The organism is Stenotrophomonas hibiscicola ATCC 19867, assembly GCF_000382065.1.
Classification (GTDB): domain Bacteria; phylum Pseudomonadota; class Gammaproteobacteria; order Xanthomonadales; family Xanthomonadaceae; genus Stenotrophomonas; species Stenotrophomonas hibiscicola.
Genome location: NZ_KB907498.1, coordinates 653,697 through 673,014 on the forward strand (window position 1 = coordinate 653,697; position 19,318 = coordinate 673,014).

Genomic DNA, 19,318 nt, shown 5'->3' on the forward strand with positions numbered 1-19,318 from the left:
GGGCCCGGCCTGCGTCGCGCACTCCCACGGAAGTCATGCATCCGCGCCCCCCTGTTCATGCCGCAGCCCACCCCGGGCATGCAATAATCGTGCGCAGGGTCCCCTGACGGACCAACCGCGTTACCCCACGGAGTCACAATGTCGATTGTCATCCGCGACGTGCGCGAGCACGAGCTCGATTCCGTCCTGGCTTTGAACAACAACGCTGGCCTGGCCATCCTTCCCCTGGATGCGGCCCGCCTGCGCCTGTTCTATGAAACCGCTGAGTATTTCCGCGTCGCCGAGCGCGACGGCAACCTTGCCGGCTTCCTGATCGGCTTCGGCAGCGACAGCCAGCACGACAGCAGCAACTTTGCCTGGTTCAAGCAGCAGCTGGACGCCCCGTTCTTCTATATCGACCGCATCGTGGTTGCCAGCCGCCGCCGTGGTGGTGGCGTCGGTCGCGCGTTCTATGCCGATGCGCAGAGCTTCGCCGAGCTGCGCTACCCGCAGATGACCTGCGAGGTCTTCCTCGACCATGGCGCCGATGCCGCCCTGCTCTTCCACGGCAGCTTCGGCTTCCGCGAGCTGGGCCAGAACACCATGCCGCAGGTCGATGTGCGCGCCAGCATGCTGGCCAAGGAACTGTGCAGCTACCCGTGGGTGAAGGAGACCTACGGCGGCAAGCTGCCGGATGTGGCATGGACACGTGCCCGGCAGCTGCCGGCGCAGGCACAGCGGCCGACGGGGACCTGAGCGTGGCGGTGAATTTCGATTACGAACAGGCCGGTGAACTGAAGATCGGCCAGGTGGGCATCGCCAACCTGCGCATCCGTACGCTTGACGTCGAACGCCTCGTGCAGGAAATGCGCGAACGCGTTACCCGGGCGCCGAAGCTGTTCGGCCGCGCCGCGGTGATCCTCGACTTCGGCGGCCTGAGCCAGGTACCGGACGTGGCCACGGCGCAAGCGCTGGTCGATGGCCTGCGCAGCGCCGGCGTGCTGCCGGTGGCGCTGGCCTATGGCACCAGCGCGGTCGACCTGCTCTCGCAGCAGCTCGGACTGCCGCTGCTGGCCAAGTTCCGCGCCCAGTACGAGCGAGCCGAGGCCGAGCCGCCCCCGCCCCCGCCCGCTCCGGAACCGCGCCGCGCAGCGCGCGCCGAACCGAAGCCGGCGCCGGCCGCGCCGACAGCCAGGGTTGCCGGCGCTGCGGCACCGCAGCCGGGCCGCATGCAGCTGGGCAACGTACGCTCGGGCCAGCAGCTGTACGCTGAAAACTGCGACCTCACCGTGATGGCTACCGTCGGCGCCGGCGCCGAAGTCATCGCCGACGGCAGCATCCATATCTACGGCACCCTGCGCGGCCGCGCGCTGGCAGGGGCGCAGGGCAACACCGCGGCACGCATCTTCTGCCGTGATTTCCATGCGGAACTGGTGGCCATTGCAGGCCACTACAAGGTACTGGACGATGTCCCGGACAACCTGCGCGGCAAGGCCGTGCAGGTATGGCTGGAACAGGACCAGGTCAAGATCGCTGCGCTGGACTGACGCAGCTCCAAACTAATGCAGAACCAGGAGAAGTCCTTTGGCTGAAATCATCGTAGTCACCTCCGGCAAGGGCGGCGTGGGCAAGACCACTTCCAGCGCGAGCCTGGCCTGTGGCCTGGCGAGGCGCGGCAAGAAGGTGGCGGTGATCGACTTCGACGTCGGCCTGCGCAACCTCGACCTGATCATGGGCTGCGAACGCCGCGTGGTGTACGACTTCGTCAACGTCGTGCACGGCGAAGCCACCCTCAAACAGGCCCTGATCAAGGACAAGCGCTTCGACAACCTGTACGTGCTGGCCGCCTCGCAGACCCGCGACAAGGACGCACTGACCCAGGAAGGCGTGGGCAAGGTTCTGAAGGACCTGGCCGCCGACGGCTTCGACTACATCATCTGCGACTCGCCGGCGGGTATCGAAAAGGGTGCCTTCCTGGCGATGTACTTCGCCGACCGCGCCGTGGTGGTGGTGAACCCGGAAGTGTCCTCCGTGCGCGACTCCGACCGCATCATCGGGCTGCTGGATTCGAAGACCCACAAGGCCGAATCCGGGCAGAACGTGCCCGCGTTCCTGCTGCTGACCCGCTATACCCCGCTGCGCGTGGAAACCGGCGAGATGCTCAGCATTGCCGACGTCGAGGAAGTGCTGGGGCTGAAGGCGATCGGCGTGATCCCCGAGTCGGGTGACGTGCTCAATGCCTCCAACAAGGGCGAGCCGGTCATCCTGGATGTCGAATCCGCAGCCGGCCAGGCCTATGAGGACGCCGTTGCGCGCATCCTTGGCGAGGAGCGGCCGATGCGCTTCACCACCGTGGAGAAGAAGGGCTTCTTCAGCAAGCTGTTCGGAGGGTAAGCATGGGCCTGTTCGATTTCCTCAAAGCGAAGAAGACCACCGCCGAAACCGCAAAGAACCGCCTGCAGATCATCATCGCGCAGGAACGCAGCCACCGCGGTGGCCCGGACTACCTGCCCCTGCTGCAGCGCGAGTTGCTGGAAGTGATCAAGAAGTACGTGAACATCGACGTCGATGCGGTGAAGGTCGACCTGGTGAAGGATGGCCAGCACGACGTGCTGGACATCTCCGTGGCGCTGCCTGAAGGCCCGGACAAACCCTGATCCCCCGCCCCGCCCGTGCCTGCATGGGCGGGGCTGCGTGACCTGCATGACCGATACGACAACCACCGTGGGCATCACCTGCGTGGGCGACATCGCCTTCGCCGACGCGCAGCGCCTGCTCGCCGCGCATGGCCTGCGGCTGCACCACGTTGCGCCCGGCGAACCGATTCCCGGCAGTTACTGGGGCGAGCCAGAGGCCGGCATCATCGCCAGCAACGTGTACGTGCGCGACGACACGCCCGTGCATTCGATGCTGCACGAAGCCTGCCACCTGATCGTGCTGCCGCCGGAGCGGCGTGCGCAGGTGCATACCGACGCCACCGACTCGGTGGCCGAGGAAGATGCCACCTGCTACCTGCAGATCGTGCTGGCCGGGCAGCTGCCGGGTGTTGGCAGCGCGCGGTTGATGGCCGACATGGACGCCTGGGGGTACACGTATCGGCTGGGGTCTACACAGGCATGGTTCGAACAGGACGCCGAAGACGCGAAGGCGTGGTTGATCGAACGCGGGTTGCCGGTGGCGTAACGCTCGGTAGTGCCGGCCGCTGGCCGGCAACCAGGTGATGCTTCACGGGTTCATGAGGTTGCCGGCCAGCGGCCGGCACCACCCCATCAGCCCTGCCCGGCCAGCGCGCGCAGGGTAATACCGACGATGTAGGCCAGGTAGGTGCCGGTGGCATAGCCCATCGTGCCCAGCAGCACGCCCACCGGCGCCAGCGCCGGATGGAACGCGGCGGCCACCACCGGCGCCGAGGCCGGGCCACCGATGTTCGACTGCGAACCGATGGCGAAATAGAAGAACGGCACCTTCAGCAGCTTGCCCAGGCACCACAGCAGCACGATGTGCACGGCGATCCAGATCAGGCCGAGCAGGAACAGCCACGGGCGGTCCAGCAACGCCAGCAGATCCATCTGCATGCCGATGCAGGCGATTAGGAAGTACAGCAGCAACGAACCCAGACGCGAGGCACCCGCGCCTTCCAGGTTGCGTGCGCGGGTGAAACTCAGGCTCAGGCCCAGCGTGGTCGACAGCACCACCACCCACACGAACGGTGCGTCCAGGCTGAACTGCGCGGCCCAGCTGACATTTGCCTTGAACCACGCCGCCAAGGGCGCACCGATCGCGTGTGCCAGTCCGACGCCACCGAAGGCCACGGCCACGATCAGCATCAGATCGGTGAGGCTGGGAATGCGCTCATGCTCGGCCTGGAAGCGCGCGATGCGCTCCTTCAGTTCATCGATGGCCGAGGTATCGGCGCCACTGCGTGCATCGATCTTCGCCGCACGACCGGCGAGGAAGATCAGCGCCGCCATCCACACATAGCCGACACCCACGTCGACCACGGCGAACTGGCCGAATGTGGTCGCGTTGACGTCGAACACTTCGCGCATCGCCAGCATGTTGGCGCCACCACCGATCCAGCTGCCGGCCAACGCAGCCATGCCGGCCCAGGTGTCACCGGCCACGGTTTCCGGATGCACGGCGCGCATCAGCAGGAAGGCCACGACCGCCCCGAGCATGATGCTGGCCGATGCCCCCAGGTACATCAGCACCAGCTTCGGGCCCAGCCGCAGGATGCCCTTGATGTCCACCGCCAGGGTCAGCAGGATCAGCGCCGCCGGCAGCAGGATGTCGCGTGCGATCGGGTTGTAGAGCCGGGTGTTCTGCCCGTCGATCAGGCCGACGGTGTTGTAGATGCCGGGAATCAGGTAGCACAGCAGCAGCGCCGGCACGAAGGTGTAGAAGCGTTTCCACAGGCCCTGCTCACGCGAGGCGGTCCAGAAAACGGCGCCGAGCGTGGCGGCGATCAAACCGAAGACGACGATGTCGTTCTGGATCAGGGCAGTCGAAGGCATGCAGGCGCTCTTGTAGAGCCGGCCGCTGGCCGGCTGCTGTTGGCGGCAGATAAGGTGTGCCGACCAACGGTCGGCACCCACCGGTAAAGCAGATGGGTTGCGGCGCCGCCCTCCGGGGCGGCGCTTCTGTTTCACCATCAGTTGCCGATGTGCTGCTTCAGCCAGGCATTGACGGTGTCGTGCCACAGGATGCTGTTGTTCGGCTTGAGCACCCAGTGGTTTTCATCCGGGAAGTACAGGAACTTCGATTCGATGCCCTGGCGCTGGGCGGCGGTGAACGCGGCCAGGCCCTGCTCGACCGGGATGCGGAAGTCCTGCTGGCCGTGGATGACCAGGATCGGCTTCTTCCAGTCCGCCACGTGGTTGACCGGGTTGAACTTCTCGTAGTTCGCGGCCTTCTGGTACGGCGTGCCGCCCTGCTCCCACTCGGTGAACCACAGTTCTTCGGTGGCGTAGCCCATCATGCGCTGGTCGAACACGCCGTCGTGGTTGACCAGGCACTTGAACGGGCTGTTCCAGTTGCCGGCGATCCAGTTGACCATGAAGCCGCCGTAGCTGGCGCCCAGCGCACAAGCCTTGTCACCGTTGAGGAAGGAATACTTCTTCAGCGCCGCATCCCAGCCCTTCTGCAGGTCTTCCAGCGGGCGGTCGCCCCAGTGCTGGCTGATCGCATCGGTGAACGCCTGGCCGTAGCCGGTGGAGCCGTGGAAGTCGATCATCACCACCGCGTAGCCCTGGCCCGCATAGGTCTGCGGATTCCAGCGGTAGCTCCAGCCATTGCCGAAGCTGCCCTGCGGGCCGCCATGGATCAGGAACGCCACCGGGTAGGACTTGCCTTCCTGATAGTTGTGCGGCTTGACCACGTAGCCATGCACGGTGTCGTTGTTCCAGCCCTTGAACTCGAACTGTTCGTAGTCGCCGAAGGACACGTCCTTGAGTACGTCGCCAGCAGCCGGGGTCAGCGCGCGCAGTTCGCCGATCGGCTGGCCTGCGGCCGGCAGCAGTCCGACCAGCACCTGGTCGTTGCTCTTCAGGCTGTTGCGGGTGATCGCCACGCTGTTGCCGGCCACATCGACCGAGGTCACGCTGCCGTCGCCAACCAGCTTGGTGGCCTTGCCGCTGGCCACGTCGATCTGGAACAGCGGATGCTCGCCGAGGTCGTCGGCGGTGGTGTAGATGCTGGCGCCGTCGGCGGACAGGGTGATGCCGCCCGCCGAACGGTCCCACTGCGGCGCGATCTCGCGGGTCTTGCCGCTGGCCAGGTCCATCGCCATCAGGCCGAAGCGGTCGGCCTCGAAGCCCGGGCGCTTCATCGCACGATAGAACAGCGTCTTGCCGTCGGCGCTGAACACCGGGCCGGCATCCCAGGCCGGGTTGGAGGCGGTCAGGTTGACCGGCGCCTGCTTGCCCGCGGCGTCGAAGCGGTACAGATCGAAGTTGGTCGACCACGGTTCCTGCTTGCCGGCCACACGGATGCTGGCCACTACGCTGGCGCCATCCGGCGACCACGCGAAGTCATCATTGCCGCCGAACGGCTTGGACGGCGCATCACCATCGATGGTCGCGCTCAGTGCCGAGGCGCCCTTGACTGCACCGGCCTTGGCCGCAGGCAGCGGAGCGACGAACAGGGTGTTGCGGCGGCCGTCGTTCCAGGTGTCCCAGTGGCGCACGAACAGCGAATCCCATACCTGGCCGCTGGCCTTGGCGTCCTTCTTTTCCTTCAGCTTCTTCTCGGTGCAGGCCAGGTCCGAGGCGCAGGCCTGGAACACGCCGGCGCTGAACAACACGCGGTCGTCCTGCGGCGACACGTGGTAGCTGTCCACGTCGACCGGGAAGTCGGTCAGCTGGCGCGGAGTACCGCCGTTGATAGGCTGCGCGTACAGCTGCTGGCTGCCGTTTTTGGCGCTCAGGAAATACACCGTCTGGCCATCGGCCGACAGCGAGGCGGAATTGACGTTCCAGCCGGCCGGGGTGATCTGCTTCGGCGGCGCTGCGTCGCGGGTGCGCAGGTTGCGCGCGAACAGCGCGGTGGACGCCTTCAGGTTGGCGTCCACGCTGCGCTTGGCGAACACCACGGTGCCACCGTCTGCGGTCAGCACCGGCGCGGAAACGCGGTCCATCGCCACCATGTCGCGGACTTCCAGGCCACGGGCAGCGGCAACACTGGGCAGGGCGGCCAGCAGGCTCAGTGGCAGCAGGGCATGACGCAGTTTCATCGGGGTCTCCGCAGGACGGCAAAAAACCGATGGTAGGCCCGCATGGCCGGGGCTGCCAAGGCCATCGGTCATGGCTGCAGGCGGGCAATCGCCATAAACAGCAAACCCCGCCGAAGCGGGGTTTGCGGTACTGCCGGCCGCTGGCCGGCAACCAGGGGTATCACGGGATTCCGGGATTGCCGGCCAGCGGCCGGCACTACCCGTCCCTTACGCCTTGGCGTACTTGCCGGTGCGGTAGATCAGCCAGCCGACCAGGAACAGCACGGCCAGGCCGATCCACTGTGCGCCCGGCAGGTGGAACGGCACGGCCAGCACATCGGCGCGGCTGCTGACCACGATCGGAATCGCGATGGCGATGCCCATCAGTGCCTCACCGGTGATCAGGCCGGCGGCAAACAGCACGCCCGGCTTGTGCACGCGGTCGCGGCCTTCTTCGTCATCGGCGCGCACCCTGTGGAAGCGCTCGACCAGATGGGCGATCAGGCCGCCGAGGAAGATCGGCACCATCAGTTCCAGCGGCAGGTAGATGCCGATGGCGGCGGCCAGCACCGGCACGCGGAAGCGCGCGTTGCGGGACTTCAGCCAGCTGTCGAAGGCGATGATGGCAGCGCCGACCACAGCACCGATGCCGATGAAGGTCCACGGCAGTTCACCTCCGAACAGGCCCTTGGCCACCGAGGCCATCAGGTTGGCCTGCGGCGCAGCCAGCGCGTTCGGGTGCAGCTCGGACTTCACGCCGATGCCGTAGGCAGTGGCCAGCAGGTTCAGTACCGGGGCCATGATCAGCGCGCACGAGAACGCACCGATGCCCAGCATCAGCTGCTGCTTCCACGGGGTGGCACCGACGATGTAACCGGCCTTGAGGTCCTGCAGGTTGTCACCACCGACCGCAGCGGCACAGCACACCACCGCACCGATCATGATCGCGGCCACCGCGCCCAGCGGCGCCCCGCCGGCACCGACCGGCTTGAGGCCGTCAGCGCCCAGCAGCACGACCAGCACGGCCGAGGCGAACAGGATGGTGGAGATGGTGATGCCCGAGACCGGGTTGTTGGACGAACCGATCAGGCCGGCCAGGTAGGCCGAGACCGACACGAACAGGAAGCCGGCGACGATCATGATGAGGGTCATCGGGATCGACACGTGCCACTGGCCGACGATGGCCTGGTACAGGGCCAGCAGCGGCAGCACGAACGCCACCAGGGCAACCAGCATCCACTTCATCGGCAGGTCGCGCTCGGTATGCGCCAGCACCGGGCCACCGCTCTTGCGGGCGGCGGCAAAGCCGCTCTTGACGCCGTTGAGCAGCGACTTGCGCAGCGAGATCAGGGTCCAGATGCCACCGATCAGCATCGCGCCGACACCCAGGTAGCGCATCTTCGCGCCCCAGATGGCGAACGCCGCCTCGGTGGACGAAGCCGCGGCAACCGACGCGGCCAGCGCCAAATCGGTGTTCATGAAGAACGCCTGGTAGATCGGGATGGCGATGTGCCAGGTCAGGATCGAACCGGACACCACCACGATGCCGACGTTGAGGCCGACGATGTAGCCCACGCCCAGCAACGCCGGTGACAGGTTGGTACCGATGAAGGCGGTGACCTTGGAGCTGCCGACATAGGCCGAGGTGGCCCAGGCATCAGGAATCAGGCGCATGCCGCTTTCCGCGGCCAGCTTGACGAAGGCGCCGATCACCGCCGACAGGCCGAGGATCTTCAGGCCCGGGCCCGGGTTCTCGCCGGCCTTGAGCACTTCGGCCGCCGCCTTGCCTTCCGGGAACGGCAGCGGGTCTTCGACGATCATCGAACGGCGCAGCGGCACCGAGAACAGCACGCCCAGCAGGCCGCCGAGGCCGGCGATGCCCAGCACCCACCAGTACTTGAAGTCCGGCCAGTAGCCCATGATCACCAGCGCGGGGATGGTGAAGATCACGCCGGCGGCGATCGACGAACCGGCCGAAGCGCCGGTCTGCACGATGTTGTTTTCAAGGATGGAGCCACCGCCCAGCAGGCGCAGCACGCCCATGGAAATCACCGCGGCGGGAATGGCGGTGGCGATGGTCAGGCCTGCGAACAGGCCGAGGTAGGCGTTTGCGGCCGACAGCACCACCGCCAGCACGATGGCCAGGGCCACTGCGCGGAAGGTGAGCTGCTTGGGCGCAGCGTCGTGGTTCATGGAAGCCCCTGCTGGCAAAAAATCCCTGCCACGCTAGCGTTCAGGACAGATCAAGTCCAGCGTGCCAAAGGATGGGGGCGTGTGCTGCAGCGCAATGGGCCAGTACGTGGACCGGCAATCGACCGACCCGGCAAAGTCCGGTTGGGCACACAGCAAATGATATGTTATATCTTAATGCTACCTTGTTGTTACTGCATCGCATGCCCCCTTCCCCCTCCCCTCGCCTGGCCTCCATCGACCAGCTGCGCGGCACCGTGATGCTGTTGATGTTGCTCGACCACGTGCGCGAGACCTTCTTCCTGCAGCACCAGGTGAGCGACCCGATGGACGCGGCGACGGTCTCCCCTGCGCTGTTCACCTGCCGTCTGCTGGCGCACCTGTGCGCGCCCGTGTTCGTCCTGTTGACCGGTCTTTCGGCCTGGCTGTACGGCCAGCGCCAGGCGGATCCGCGCCGGGCCACGTCCGCCTTCCTGCTCAAGCGCGGCCTGTTCCTGGTCGTGCTGGAAATGACCCTGGTGAACTTCGCCTGGACCTTCCAGCTGCCGCCGGACACGCTGTACCTGCAGGTGATCTGGGCCATCGGCCTGAGCATGATCGCGCTGGCCGGCCTGTTGTGGCTGCCCCGTCCCGTCCTGCTGGTGGCCGCGGTCGCGGTGGTGGCCGGGCACAACGTGTTCGACAACGTACGGCTGCAGGGCAATGGCCTGCTGCCGGTGCTGTGGAAAGTGCTGCATCAGCGCGACTGGATCGAGGCCGGCGTGCTGCGACTGCGCACCTCCTATCCGGTGCTGCCGTGGATCGGGGTGATCGCACTGGGCTACCTGATGGGGCCGTGGTTCGGTCGCGAGCGCGCGCCAGAGCAGCGCCAGCGCTGGCTGCTGTGGGCAGGCATCGGCGCGCTGGCCCTGTTCGCACTGCTGCGGTTCGCCAACCAGTACGGGGATGCATCGTGGCAGTACCAGACCACCACGCTGCGCACCTGGCTGAGCATCCTCAACATCACCAAGTACCCGCCGTCATTGCAGTTCCTGCTGCTGACCCTGGGCGTGGGCCTGCTGTTGCTGCGCCTGTACGAATGGCCGCCCCTGGCGCTTGCGCTGCGCCCGCTGGCCGATATCGGCGCCGCGCCGATGTTCTTCTACCTGCTGCACCTGTATGTGCTGAAGGGGCTGTACCTGGCCGCGCAGGCGATCTGGGGACCGACGCACGGTGACCTGTACGCACTGGATTCGGTGACCGGCCTGCTGCTGGTGGCCTGTGCGCTGGCGGTGGTGCTGTACCCACCGACGCGGGCCTTCGCGCGGTTCAAAGCGCGAAGGCGCGATCTGCCGTGGTTGCGATACCTGTGATCGCCCAGACCAGTCCGGCAATCCACGCATGGCGTGGATCCACTGAAAGCGGATCGGGCCACAGGCCTATAATTCCGCGATGAATTCCACCGCTATCGCTTCCGACGATTTCCTGGGCCACCCCAAGGGCGTCTACGTCTGCTTCTTCACTGAAATGTGGGAGCGCTTCTCCTTCTACGGCATGAAGGCGCTGCTGCTGCTGTACCTGACCAAATACCACCTGTTCGGCGACAAGGCCGGCCTGGACCTGCTCGGCGCCTACGGCGGCCTGGTGTACTGCATCCCGGTGTTCGGCGGCATGCTGGCCGACCGCTGGCTGGGCATGCGCCGGGCGGTGCTGTTCGGCGGCATCCTGCTGGTGCTCGGCCACCTCGGCATGGCCTTCGAGGGCCATGCAGCCTACCGGGTGAACGGCGAAGTGGTGCGCGACACCTCGGCACTGGCGGTGACCTACCTGTCGCTGGCGCTGATCATCATGGGCGTCGGCTTCCTCAAGCCGAACATCTCCACCATCGTCGGCAAGCTGTACGCCAAGGACGATCCGCGCCGCGATTCGGGCTTCTCGCTGTTCTACGCCGGCATCAACCTCGGTGCGCTGTTCTCATCGCTGGTGTGCGGCTTCCTTGGTGAGGCCTACGGCTGGAAGTATGGATTCGGTGCGGCCGGCGTCGGCATGCTGGCCGGCCTGGCAATGTTCCTGTGGGGCCAGAAATACCTGCAGGGCCACGCCGAACCGCCGCAGCCGGCAGCGCTGAAACAGAAGGTGCTGGGCCTGCCGCGCGAATGGCTGATCTACCTGTGCGCGGTGCTCGGTGTGCTGCCGGTCGCCTGGCTGATGTGGGCCGCCGGCAATGGCGCGTTCGCGCTGGGCGGTGAAATCAGCCTGGCGCTGATGCTGATGCTGGTGGTGCTGGGCGGCGTGCTGGTCTGGTTCGCCTGGTTCACCGGCACGAAATGCACGCCGGTGCAGCGTCAGCAGATGATCGCGCTGATGGTGCTGATCTTCATGGCGCTGGTGTTCTTCACGATGTACGAGCAGTCCTACGGCTCGTGGGTGACCTTCACCGACCGCCTGCTGACCAAGGACATCGTGCCCTCGCTGGTGATCACCGGCGGCACGCCGCTGCCGTGGTCGATTCTCTCGCTGCTGCTGGCACCGCTCGGCTTCGTGGTCAGCGCGCGCCTGTCGGAACGGCGCCCGGGCTCGGCTGCGCCGCGCACGTTCTTCGCCGCCATCGTCGTGCTGATGCTGGTGCTGCTGGTGCGCGACTGCCTGGTGATCCCGCAGACCGCAGGCTCGCTGACCTACCTGGGTGGCCTGTTCCTGGTGCTGCTGGCACCGGCCTTCGCCGCACTGTGGACGTGGATGGACCGCCGCGGCTGGGAACCGGGCAAGCCGGTCAAATCGGCCTGGGGTCTGGTGATCGGCGCGCTGTCGTTCGTGCCGCTGGCACTGGCCGCACAGCAGGTCGGCGCTACCGGCGAGATGGCCAGTGTGTGGTGGCTGGTGCTGGCCTACTTCCTGCTGGCCAGTGGCGAGATGTGCCTGTCGCCGGTCGGCCTGTCGGCGGTCACCCAGTTGGCCGTGCCGCGGGTGATGAGCCTGATGATGGGCACCTGGTTCCTCGCCACCGCCTTCTCGGAGACGCTGGCCGCGCTGTTCGGCAAGCTGGCCGCGATCGAGGTGCCGGAAGGCGAATCGCTGGACATGGTGGCCGCCGCCGGCGCCTATGCGCACCTGTTCTGGCTGCTGATGTGGATCGGCTTGGGCTGTGCGCTGGCCGCCTTCATTGCCGCGCCGCTGCTGAAGAAGATGATGCACGGGGTCAAGTAAGCCCGGTGCAGGCGAAATCCGGGGCGGCGGATCGATCATCCGCCGCTCCCGGCGTGCTCAGGGCGCGCTGCTCTTTTCCGCAGGCGCGGCCTGCGCGGCCACCTGTCCCCCCAGGCTGCGCGAGAGGAAGGCCAGCAACCTGCTGTAGTACGTGCGTTGGTTGGCAGGCGAATAGAAGCCATGCCCTTCGTTCCTGACGTACAGGGTTTCCACCGGCGAACCCGCCTTCTTCAATGCCGCTTCCATGCGTTCGCTGTGCACGATCGGCGCACGCTGGTCCTGGCCACCTGCGGCCAGGAATACCGGCACCCGTACCTGCGCAGCCAGATTCACCGGGGAACGCTCTGCCAGATCCTTGGGCGATCCCAGCCAGTTGCGCAGGTAGGCCAGGCCTGACTCATCACTCTGGATATCTCCGCGGGCGTACATCAACGGCAGATCGTAGATGCCGACGTAGCCGGCCGCGCACTGATAGAGGCCTGGTTCGCGCACCGCCCCCATCATTGCCGCATAGGCACCGTAACTGGCCCCATAGATGCAGATGCGGTTCTTGTCGGCTACGCCCTGGTCGATCGCCCACCGCGTGGCATCGGTGACGTCATCCTGCATCGACAGCCCCCATTGCTTGCGCGCAGCCTGCATGTGGGCCCGGCCATAGCCGGAAGATCCGCGGAAATTCACCTGCAACACCGCATAGCCTGCCGCCGCCAGCATCTGTGCCTCGGTGTCGTAGGTGCCATCGTCGGCAACGCCGATCGGGCCTCCGTGTGGCACCACTACCATCGGCAGCGCACGGGCCTCGTGGCCATGCGGGACGGTAAGGAAACCATGCAGCGGACGCCCGTCACGCGCCTTCAGGCTGATCGGACGCACCTGCGCGGCCAGCGCAGGGTCGATCCAGTCGCTGCGGCTGATCAGGTGCCGAGCACTCTTGGCCACCGTGTCATAGAGATAGAAATCGCCTGGGTTGCTGCCTGACCAGGTTTCCACCAGCACCGTCCTGCCATCGCGCGTGCTGGAGGTGATGTAGACCGCTCCGCCCAGGCCCGCTTCGAGGCTGCGGTAAAGGCGGGCTTCGTCCGAGGCATCATCGAAGAATGCCGTTCGCGGCGCACTGCCAAGGAACAGTGCCCCGACCGGCACGCGGCTGCCGGGGCGCCGGATGATGCGCGCCGGGTCGGCGCTCTCATCGCGCAGCACGGTGCGTCGTTCATTGCTCTGGGGGTCCCAGCTGACAATGACATCGGGTCCGTCTGCCTGCTCGACCTGCAGGTACGCCAGGCGACCGTCGGCCGAGAAGCCGAGGGGCAGCTCGATGCGCTTGCTCAGGGATTCATCGTTGAGCAGGATCCAGTCGCTGTTGCTGCCTGTGCGGTAGTAGAGCTTCTGCGTGCCATCGGTAACGACAGCGCGCGCGAAACGCACCTCACCCTGCTCATCGATCGTGAAGTCCGCATCGGGGATGGGAGCCCGTGCCACCGCATTGCGGCGACCGGTGATCACGTCCATGCGCTCGACCTGTGCATGCGAACTGCCGACCAGCGGGATTACCGTCACCAGTGCGTTGCGGTCGTCGTCCTTGAGTTCATCACTGAGGTACGCGGCCACCAGGCCCGCCGGCTTGACCTTGATGTTGGTACCCAGGCTCTGGTCGGCGACCCGGTAACCCACCAGCAGCTCGCCGCCCTTGCCATTGGCATTGATGCCGAACAATTCGCCAGTCGGCGTCGGCCGCTCCAGCACCCCGAACTTCTGTGCCATGCCGACCAGAAGCCGCTCGTTGCTGACCCAGTCGAAGGTGTGGGCGTGATCGTTGCGGGGCGGGCGGAAGCTGCCCACCATCTTCATGTCGGCAATGCGGTAGATCGCCAATGCGGTCCCGGCCTCCAGCGGAACCGTCGCGGCGATGTACTCGCCCCCCGGTGAAATCTTGATGTCGGTAAACGACTCCTGCCGCAGATAGCGATCCAGGTCCAGCGTCGCCGCCGATGCTCCGCCCACAACCGCTCCCAGCAGTACAGCAAGCACAATCCTGCGCATCCTTCCCCCATGGAAAACCGGACACCCTGTCCGGATGCACGATTCTAGGCACGTGACCGTTTGCCGCGCCACATCGGCAGAAAAAACGAAGGCACCGTTGCCGGTGCCGTCGTTACCACTACCTTGGAGAGAGAGTCAGGACGTGGGTTCGGGGGGCATGCGCCGGGTCAGTGGACCCCGCGCACCGCCAACGTTAGGGCCAGGATGCTGAGGATCACGGCGATGGTGCCGTCAAGCACACGCCAGGTGCTGGGCTTGGTGAACAGCGGCGCCAGCAGGCGTGCGCCCAGTCCCTGCGCGGTCAGCCAAAGGCAGCTGGCGGTCACCACGCCGGCGGCGAAGGCCATGCGGGCGTTGCCGAAGTTCTCGGCGATCGAGCCGATCACCATCATGTCCAGCCAGAAGTGCGGGTTGATCAGCGAAAAGCCGACTGCGGCCATCAGCACCGCGCGGCGGCTGCCGTCATCGCTGTCAGCCTCGCCCATGCCGCCGCCACCGGCGATCGCACGGCGTGCCGACTTCATCGCGTACCAGGCCAGGAATGCCACGCCGGTCCACAGCACGGCGCTGGTCAGCCACGGCAGCGCCGAGGTGAGCGTGCGCAGGCCGGCAACGCTGGCGAAAATGAAGATCGCATCGATGGCCGCACAGGTGGCAACCACCGGCACGATGTGCTTGCGCAGGATGCCCTGGCGCAGAATGAAGGCGCTCTGGGCGCCGACCACGGCGAACAGGCCGATGCCGGTAGCTGCACCAGAGAACCAGGCACCGAGGCCGGTGCTGGCGGAGATGACCGAGAACATGGGATTCACTGCCTTAACTTGCTTGGGGGGACGGTGCCTCGCGAAGGCGGACAGCACCGGAACGGGCGCCATTGTCGCGCCGCAACATGAAAAAGACGAGCTAAACTTCCTAAACCAACATTAGCGGAGCTTAATTCGATGCGTATCGATCATGCCCAGCTGCGCGCCTTGGCCGCGGTGATCCGCGAAGGCAGCTTCGACCGCGCCGCACAGTCGCTGAATGTCACGCCCTCGGCCATCTCGCAGCGGGTCAAGGCACTGGAGGACCGGATCGGCCGCCTGCTGGTCAAGCGCGGCACGCCTGCCACCGCCACCGCCGAGGGGCAGCTGCTCGTTCAGCTGGCCGAGCAGACCGCCCTGCTCGAACACGATGCGCTGCACCGGATGGGCCTGGCCGATGAGGATCTGCCCCAGGCCAGCATCCCGGTGGCGGTGAACCACGACAGCCTGGAAACCTGGTTTCCGCAGGCCGCCTACCAGTTCGCGCAGACCACCGGCACCACCCTGGACCTGCGTGTGGAAGACCAGGACCACACCGTGGAGCTGCTGCGCCAGGGCACGGTGCTGGGCGCAGTGACCACGCTGGACGAGCCGGTGCAGGGCTGCCAGATCCATGCGCTGGGCAGCATCCGCTACGCAGCGACGTGCACCCCCGAATTTCGCGAACGCCACTTCGCCAAGGGCGTGACCGCGCAGGCGCTGGCACAGGCACCGGTGCTGGTATTCAACCGCAAGGACGACATGCAGTCGCGCTTCGCCCGGCGCATGGCCGGCGACGACCTGCCCAGCACCGCACCGACCTGGTGGATCCCGTCCACGCGCGCCTTCGTGCAGGCCAACCTCGGCGGACTGGGCTGGACCATGAACCCGCTGCCACTGGTCAAGCGGCACCTGGACGCCGGCCGCCTGGTCTACGTGCGCCAGCGCGCGTGGGAAGACGTGCCGCTGTACTGGCAGCATTGGAAGGGCGACGTGCAGACCATGGCCCTGCTGACCCGCGCGGTGCTGGATGCCTCCTCCGCGCTGATCCGGCGCAAGCGCTGAAAAGAGGACGGAGGGGATTAAGTCGTTCAAGACCCAAACGACATATCGGGCAAAGACGACTTGATCCCCTCCGTCCCTTTTTTCTCCGCTCTTCTGTGCGTGACCGGGGTCCGTTCCGGGGCGCCCGGTTGTGCCAGCATCGCAGCACCCGACACGGAGCGCCGCGATGCAGACCGATCCGCTGTTCCTGCACATCCGGGTGGTGATGGGCATCATCCTCGGCCTGTCGATCACCACCGTGCTCAAGGGCCTGGCGCAGATCATCGAGCATCCGCAGCGCCGCGGCTGCTCGGCCCTGCACCTGGGCTGGGTGGCGTGGACGCTGATATCGCTGGTGACCTTCTGGTGGTGGGAGTTCCGCCTCATCGAGGTGCACCGCTGGACGTTTGAAACCTACCTGTTCGTGATCGTGTACTGCGCGACCTGGTTCCTGCTGTGCGCGCTGCTGTTTCCCGACGACCTGCGTGAATACGGCAACTACGGGAACTATCTCATGCAGCGCCGGCGCTGGATCTTCAGCGTAATTGCCGCACTGACCCTGCTCGACCTGGTCGATACCGCCATCAAGGGCAGCAGCCGCTGGAAACTGCTGGGAACCGCATACCCGTTGCATGCCGCGCTGATGCTGGCGGTGGCGGTGCTCGGCTGGCGGCTGCGCAGCCAACGCACACAGCTGCGCCTGGTGCTGGCAACGCTGGCTTACCAGATCGGCTACTTCGCCGTGGAGTACTTCACCGTCGGCAGTGACTGACCGGGGTGCAAGCACCTGCTGAAAGCCTTTCACTGCCACGCCGCCGGGCGACATCGGCATCAGCGGCACCGATCCCCCCTATCCCCTGCTGCTGCGGGGCCTCCATCCAATCTCCATCAACCCTACACATCGATTCCATGCGCCATGCAGATACTGAGCGGCCGATCACCGCAAGGATGCCCTGCATGCCTGTATTCGTCCGCGACGCCCGCCCCGAAGATGCCGCCGCCTGCATCGACCTGCGCGGGCGCACCCGCGAGAACGCCTTCAGCGCGGCCCAGCTTGCGGAACGGGGCATCACGGTGGACAGCTGGGCGGCCGGCATCGCCCAGGGCGATTCGATCGGCCGCATCGCCTGGGACGGCGAGCGCATGGCCGGCTACTGCTTCGCCGACCGTGACAGCGGCGAGGTGCTGGTGCTGGCCCTGCTGCCGGACTACGAGGGCCGCGGCATTGGCCGCCAGCTGCTGCAGGACGTGGTCAGCCTGACCCGCGATGCCGGCCACCAGCGGCTGTTCCTGGCCTGCTCCGCCGACCCGCGTTCGCGCTCGCATGGCTTCTACCGCCGCCTGGGCTGGCGCCCGACCGGCGGGGTCGATGAGGCCGGCGACGAGATCCTTGAGCTGGTCTGATCCCACCGTCGCCGGGCGTCGCCTGCCGTCCATGTGACAGCGCCGCGAAACGTCGGATGCTGCGTTGCATCAAAAAAGGACCGGATCCGGTTAGAATCGCGGATGGATGCTGCAAGGCGTTGTTTCTTCACGCCCTTTCCCTGCCCCACGCGCATCCTGACCCCTTCCCCTCCGCCAACGATCCCGCCCCCATGAAGAAATTTGGCAAGGCTCTTCTCGCCCTGCTCGTGCTGCTGTTGCTGGCCGCCGCGCTGTTCCTGTACTGGCCGCTGACCCAGCGCTCGGTGCCCGCCGCCAGCAACGACAAGCCCGTCGATGTTGTGCTGGTCGGCGCCGGCATCATGAGCATCACCCTGGCCACCTACCTGCAGGAACTGCAGCCGGACTGGAACATCCAGGTCTACGAACGCCTCGACGGCGTCGCCGGTGAAAGCTCCGACGGCTGGAACAACGCCGGCACCGGCCACTCGGCCTTCGCCGAACTGAACTACACCCCGGAACTGCCCGACGGCAGCATCGAGACCAAGCGCGCAGTCGGCATCGCCGAGTCGTTCGAAGTCTCGCGCCAGTTCTGGTCGCACCAGGTGAAGGAAGGCCGGCTGAGCCAGCCCAGCGACTTCATCAACCCGACGCCGCACATGAGCTTCGTCTGGGGCGATGACAACATCGCCTACCTGCACAAGCGCCAGCAGGCCCTGGTCAAGAATCCGCTGTTCTACGGCATGCAGTACTCCGAGGATCCGGCGCAGATCAAACAGTGGGCCCCGCTGCTGATGGAAGGCCGTGACCCGAAGCAGAAGGTCGCCGCGACGTGGATGCCGCTGGGCACCGACGTCAACTTCGGCGTGATCACCCGCCAGCTGACCGCCGGCCTGCAGCGCAGCCCGAACTTCAGCCTGCACCTGAACCATGAAGTGACCGCGCTGCGGCAGAACGCTGACAAGAGCTGGAACGTGACGGTGAAGGATCTCAAGGCCGGCACCGAGACCACCACCCACGCCCGGTTCGTGTTCATCGGCGCCGGTGGCGCCGCGCTCAAGCTGCTGCAGATGTCCGGCATTCCGGAATCGAAGGACTATGCCGGCTTCCCGGTCGGTGGCCAGTTCCTCGCCTTCCAGGGCCAGGACGTGACCTCGCGCCATGGGGTGAAGGCCTACGGCATGGCCGAGACCGGTTCGCCGCCGATGTCGGTGCCGCACCTGGATGCACGCAAGCTGGACGGCAAGCCGGTGGTCCTGTTCGGGCCGTTCGCGCTGTACAGCACCAAGTTCCTCAAGCACGGCTCGTGGTGGGACCTGTATTCCTCGGTCACCCACAACAACGTCGGCCCGATGCTGGAAGTGGGCAAGGACAACCTGGACCTGGTGCAGTACCTGATGGGCCAGGCACGCCTGAACGATGCCGACCGCCAGGCCGAGCTGGTCAAGTACTTCCCCAGTGCCAAGCCGGGTGACTGGAAGCTGATCACCGCCGGCCAGCGCGTGCAGATCATCAAGCGCGATCCGCTGAAGGGCGCGGTGCTGCAGTTCGGTACCGAGATCGTGACCGACAAGGACCACACCATTGCGGCCCTGCTCGGCGCCTCGCCGGGTGCATCGACCTCGCCGCCGATCATGCTGGACCTGATGGCCAAGGCCTTCCCGGAGCAGATGAAGGCCGGCTGGGAAACCCGCCTGCGCGAGATCGTGCCGTCGTATGGGCGCAAGCTCAACGACAGCCCGGCGCTGGTCAACGAGATCCGTACGCTGACCAGCCAGACCCTGCACCTGCCGTATCTGGAGGTGCCGGTGGATGCGAACGCGGCATCGCCCGCTGCGGCCACGGTGCCTGCGCAGGCCAAGGAAAAGCGCAACGCCAATGAGGAACTGCAGGCGCTGTAAGCCCGCACGTTCCTTTCGATGCAGACGGACGGCCACCTTCGGGTGGCCGTTCGTTTTTGGGGCGGCTCCCTGCTGTAGAGCCGAGCCCATGCTCGGCTCCAGCA

16 protein-coding genes are annotated in these 19,318 nt (G+C 66.2%); 11 read left to right on the forward strand and 5 right to left on the reverse strand.

Features of this window, described 5'->3' with window-relative positions:
- Positions 1–138 precede the first annotated feature (138 nt).
- The 5 genes from G370_RS0103225 to G370_RS0103245 are packed head-to-tail and all read left to right on the forward strand — an operon-like array spanning position 139 to position 3,162.
- Entirely contained in the window at positions 139–735 is a 597-nt protein-coding gene (locus tag G370_RS0103225; protein WP_019659316.1) for a GNAT family N-acetyltransferase, read from the forward strand.
- Positions 681–1,526, forward strand: a complete 846-nt coding sequence (minC, locus tag G370_RS0103230) for a septum site-determining protein MinC (protein WP_019659317.1) — start codon at positions 681–683, stop codon at positions 1,524–1,526. The genes G370_RS0103225 and minC overlap by 55 nt, the downstream gene beginning before the upstream one ends.
- 37 nt (positions 1,527–1,563) lie before the next feature.
- Positions 1,564–2,373, forward strand: coding sequence for a septum site-determining protein MinD (gene minD / locus G370_RS0103235; protein WP_019659318.1), 810 nt, complete (start codon positions 1,564–1,566; stop codon positions 2,371–2,373).
- A gap of 2 nt (positions 2,374–2,375) precedes the next feature.
- Positions 2,376–2,636, forward strand: a complete 261-nt coding sequence (minE, locus tag G370_RS0103240) for a cell division topological specificity factor MinE (RefSeq protein WP_005408532.1) — start codon at positions 2,376–2,378, stop codon at positions 2,634–2,636.
- Between the two features lie 46 nt (positions 2,637–2,682).
- Positions 2,683–3,162 (forward strand): hypothetical protein, encoded by a 480-nt coding sequence (locus tag G370_RS0103245; protein ID WP_019659319.1) that lies wholly within the window; start codon positions 2,683–2,685, stop codon positions 3,160–3,162.
- A gap of 86 nt (positions 3,163–3,248) precedes the next feature.
- Here the strand turns inward: G370_RS0103245 and G370_RS0103250 are convergent, their stop codons facing one another.
- The 3 genes from G370_RS0103250 to G370_RS0103260 form a co-directional block, all read right to left on the reverse strand.
- A complete protein-coding gene (locus G370_RS0103250; protein WP_019659320.1) occupies positions 3,249–4,493 on the reverse strand; it encodes a DUF819 family protein in 1,245 nt (414 codons plus the stop codon).
- Between the two features lie 137 nt (positions 4,494–4,630).
- The gene (locus G370_RS0103255) at positions 4,631–6,709 is read right to left on the reverse strand and encodes an alpha/beta hydrolase family protein (protein ID WP_019659321.1); all 2,079 of its coding nucleotides are present in this window, start codon (positions 6,707–6,709) and stop codon (positions 4,631–4,633) included.
- Positions 6,710–6,916: 207 nt separating this feature from the next.
- Entirely contained in the window at positions 6,917–8,881 is a 1,965-nt protein-coding gene (locus tag G370_RS0103260) for an OPT family oligopeptide transporter (protein WP_019659322.1), read from the reverse strand.
- A 200-nt stretch (positions 8,882–9,081) separates the two neighbouring features.
- Between G370_RS0103260 and G370_RS0103265 the strand changes: the two genes are divergently transcribed.
- Entirely contained in the window at positions 9,082–10,230 is a 1,149-nt protein-coding gene (locus G370_RS0103265; protein WP_019659323.1) for an acetyltransferase domain-containing protein, read from the forward strand.
- A 79-nt stretch (positions 10,231–10,309) separates the two neighbouring features.
- Positions 10,310–12,064 (forward strand): peptide MFS transporter, encoded by a 1,755-nt coding sequence (locus G370_RS0103270; RefSeq protein WP_019659324.1) that lies wholly within the window; start codon positions 10,310–10,312, stop codon positions 12,062–12,064.
- 57 nt (positions 12,065–12,121) lie between these two features.
- Here the strand turns inward: G370_RS0103270 and G370_RS0103275 are convergent, their stop codons facing one another.
- Complete coding sequence (locus G370_RS0103275; protein WP_019659325.1) at positions 12,122–14,104, reverse strand: alpha/beta hydrolase family protein; 1,983 nt, start codon at positions 14,102–14,104, stop codon at positions 12,122–12,124.
- A gap of 167 nt (positions 14,105–14,271) precedes the next feature.
- On the reverse strand, positions 14,272–14,907 hold the full coding sequence (locus G370_RS0103280) for a LysE/ArgO family amino acid transporter (protein WP_019659326.1): 636 nt from the start codon (positions 14,905–14,907) through the stop codon (positions 14,272–14,274).
- A 138-nt stretch (positions 14,908–15,045) separates the two neighbouring features.
- Here G370_RS0103280 and G370_RS0103285 point away from each other — a divergent pair, with 138 nt between their 5' ends.
- The 4 genes from G370_RS0103285 (at position 15,046) to mqo (ending at position 19,214) form a co-directional block, all read left to right on the forward strand.
- Positions 15,046–15,951, forward strand: coding sequence for a LysR family transcriptional regulator ArgP (locus tag G370_RS0103285; RefSeq protein ID WP_019659327.1), 906 nt, complete (start codon positions 15,046–15,048; stop codon positions 15,949–15,951).
- Positions 15,952–16,117: 166 nt separating this feature from the next.
- Positions 16,118–16,702 (forward strand): hypothetical protein, encoded by a 585-nt coding sequence (locus G370_RS01000000120710; protein ID WP_019659328.1) that lies wholly within the window; start codon positions 16,118–16,120, stop codon positions 16,700–16,702.
- Positions 16,703–16,887: 185 nt separating this feature from the next.
- On the forward strand, positions 16,888–17,334 hold the full coding sequence (locus G370_RS0103295; RefSeq protein ID WP_019659329.1) for a GNAT family N-acetyltransferase: 447 nt from the start codon (positions 16,888–16,890) through the stop codon (positions 17,332–17,334).
- A gap of 191 nt (positions 17,335–17,525) precedes the next feature.
- Complete coding sequence (mqo, locus tag G370_RS0103300; RefSeq protein ID WP_019659330.1) at positions 17,526–19,214, forward strand: malate dehydrogenase (quinone); 1,689 nt, start codon at positions 17,526–17,528, stop codon at positions 19,212–19,214.
- Positions 19,215–19,318 lie beyond the last annotated feature (104 nt).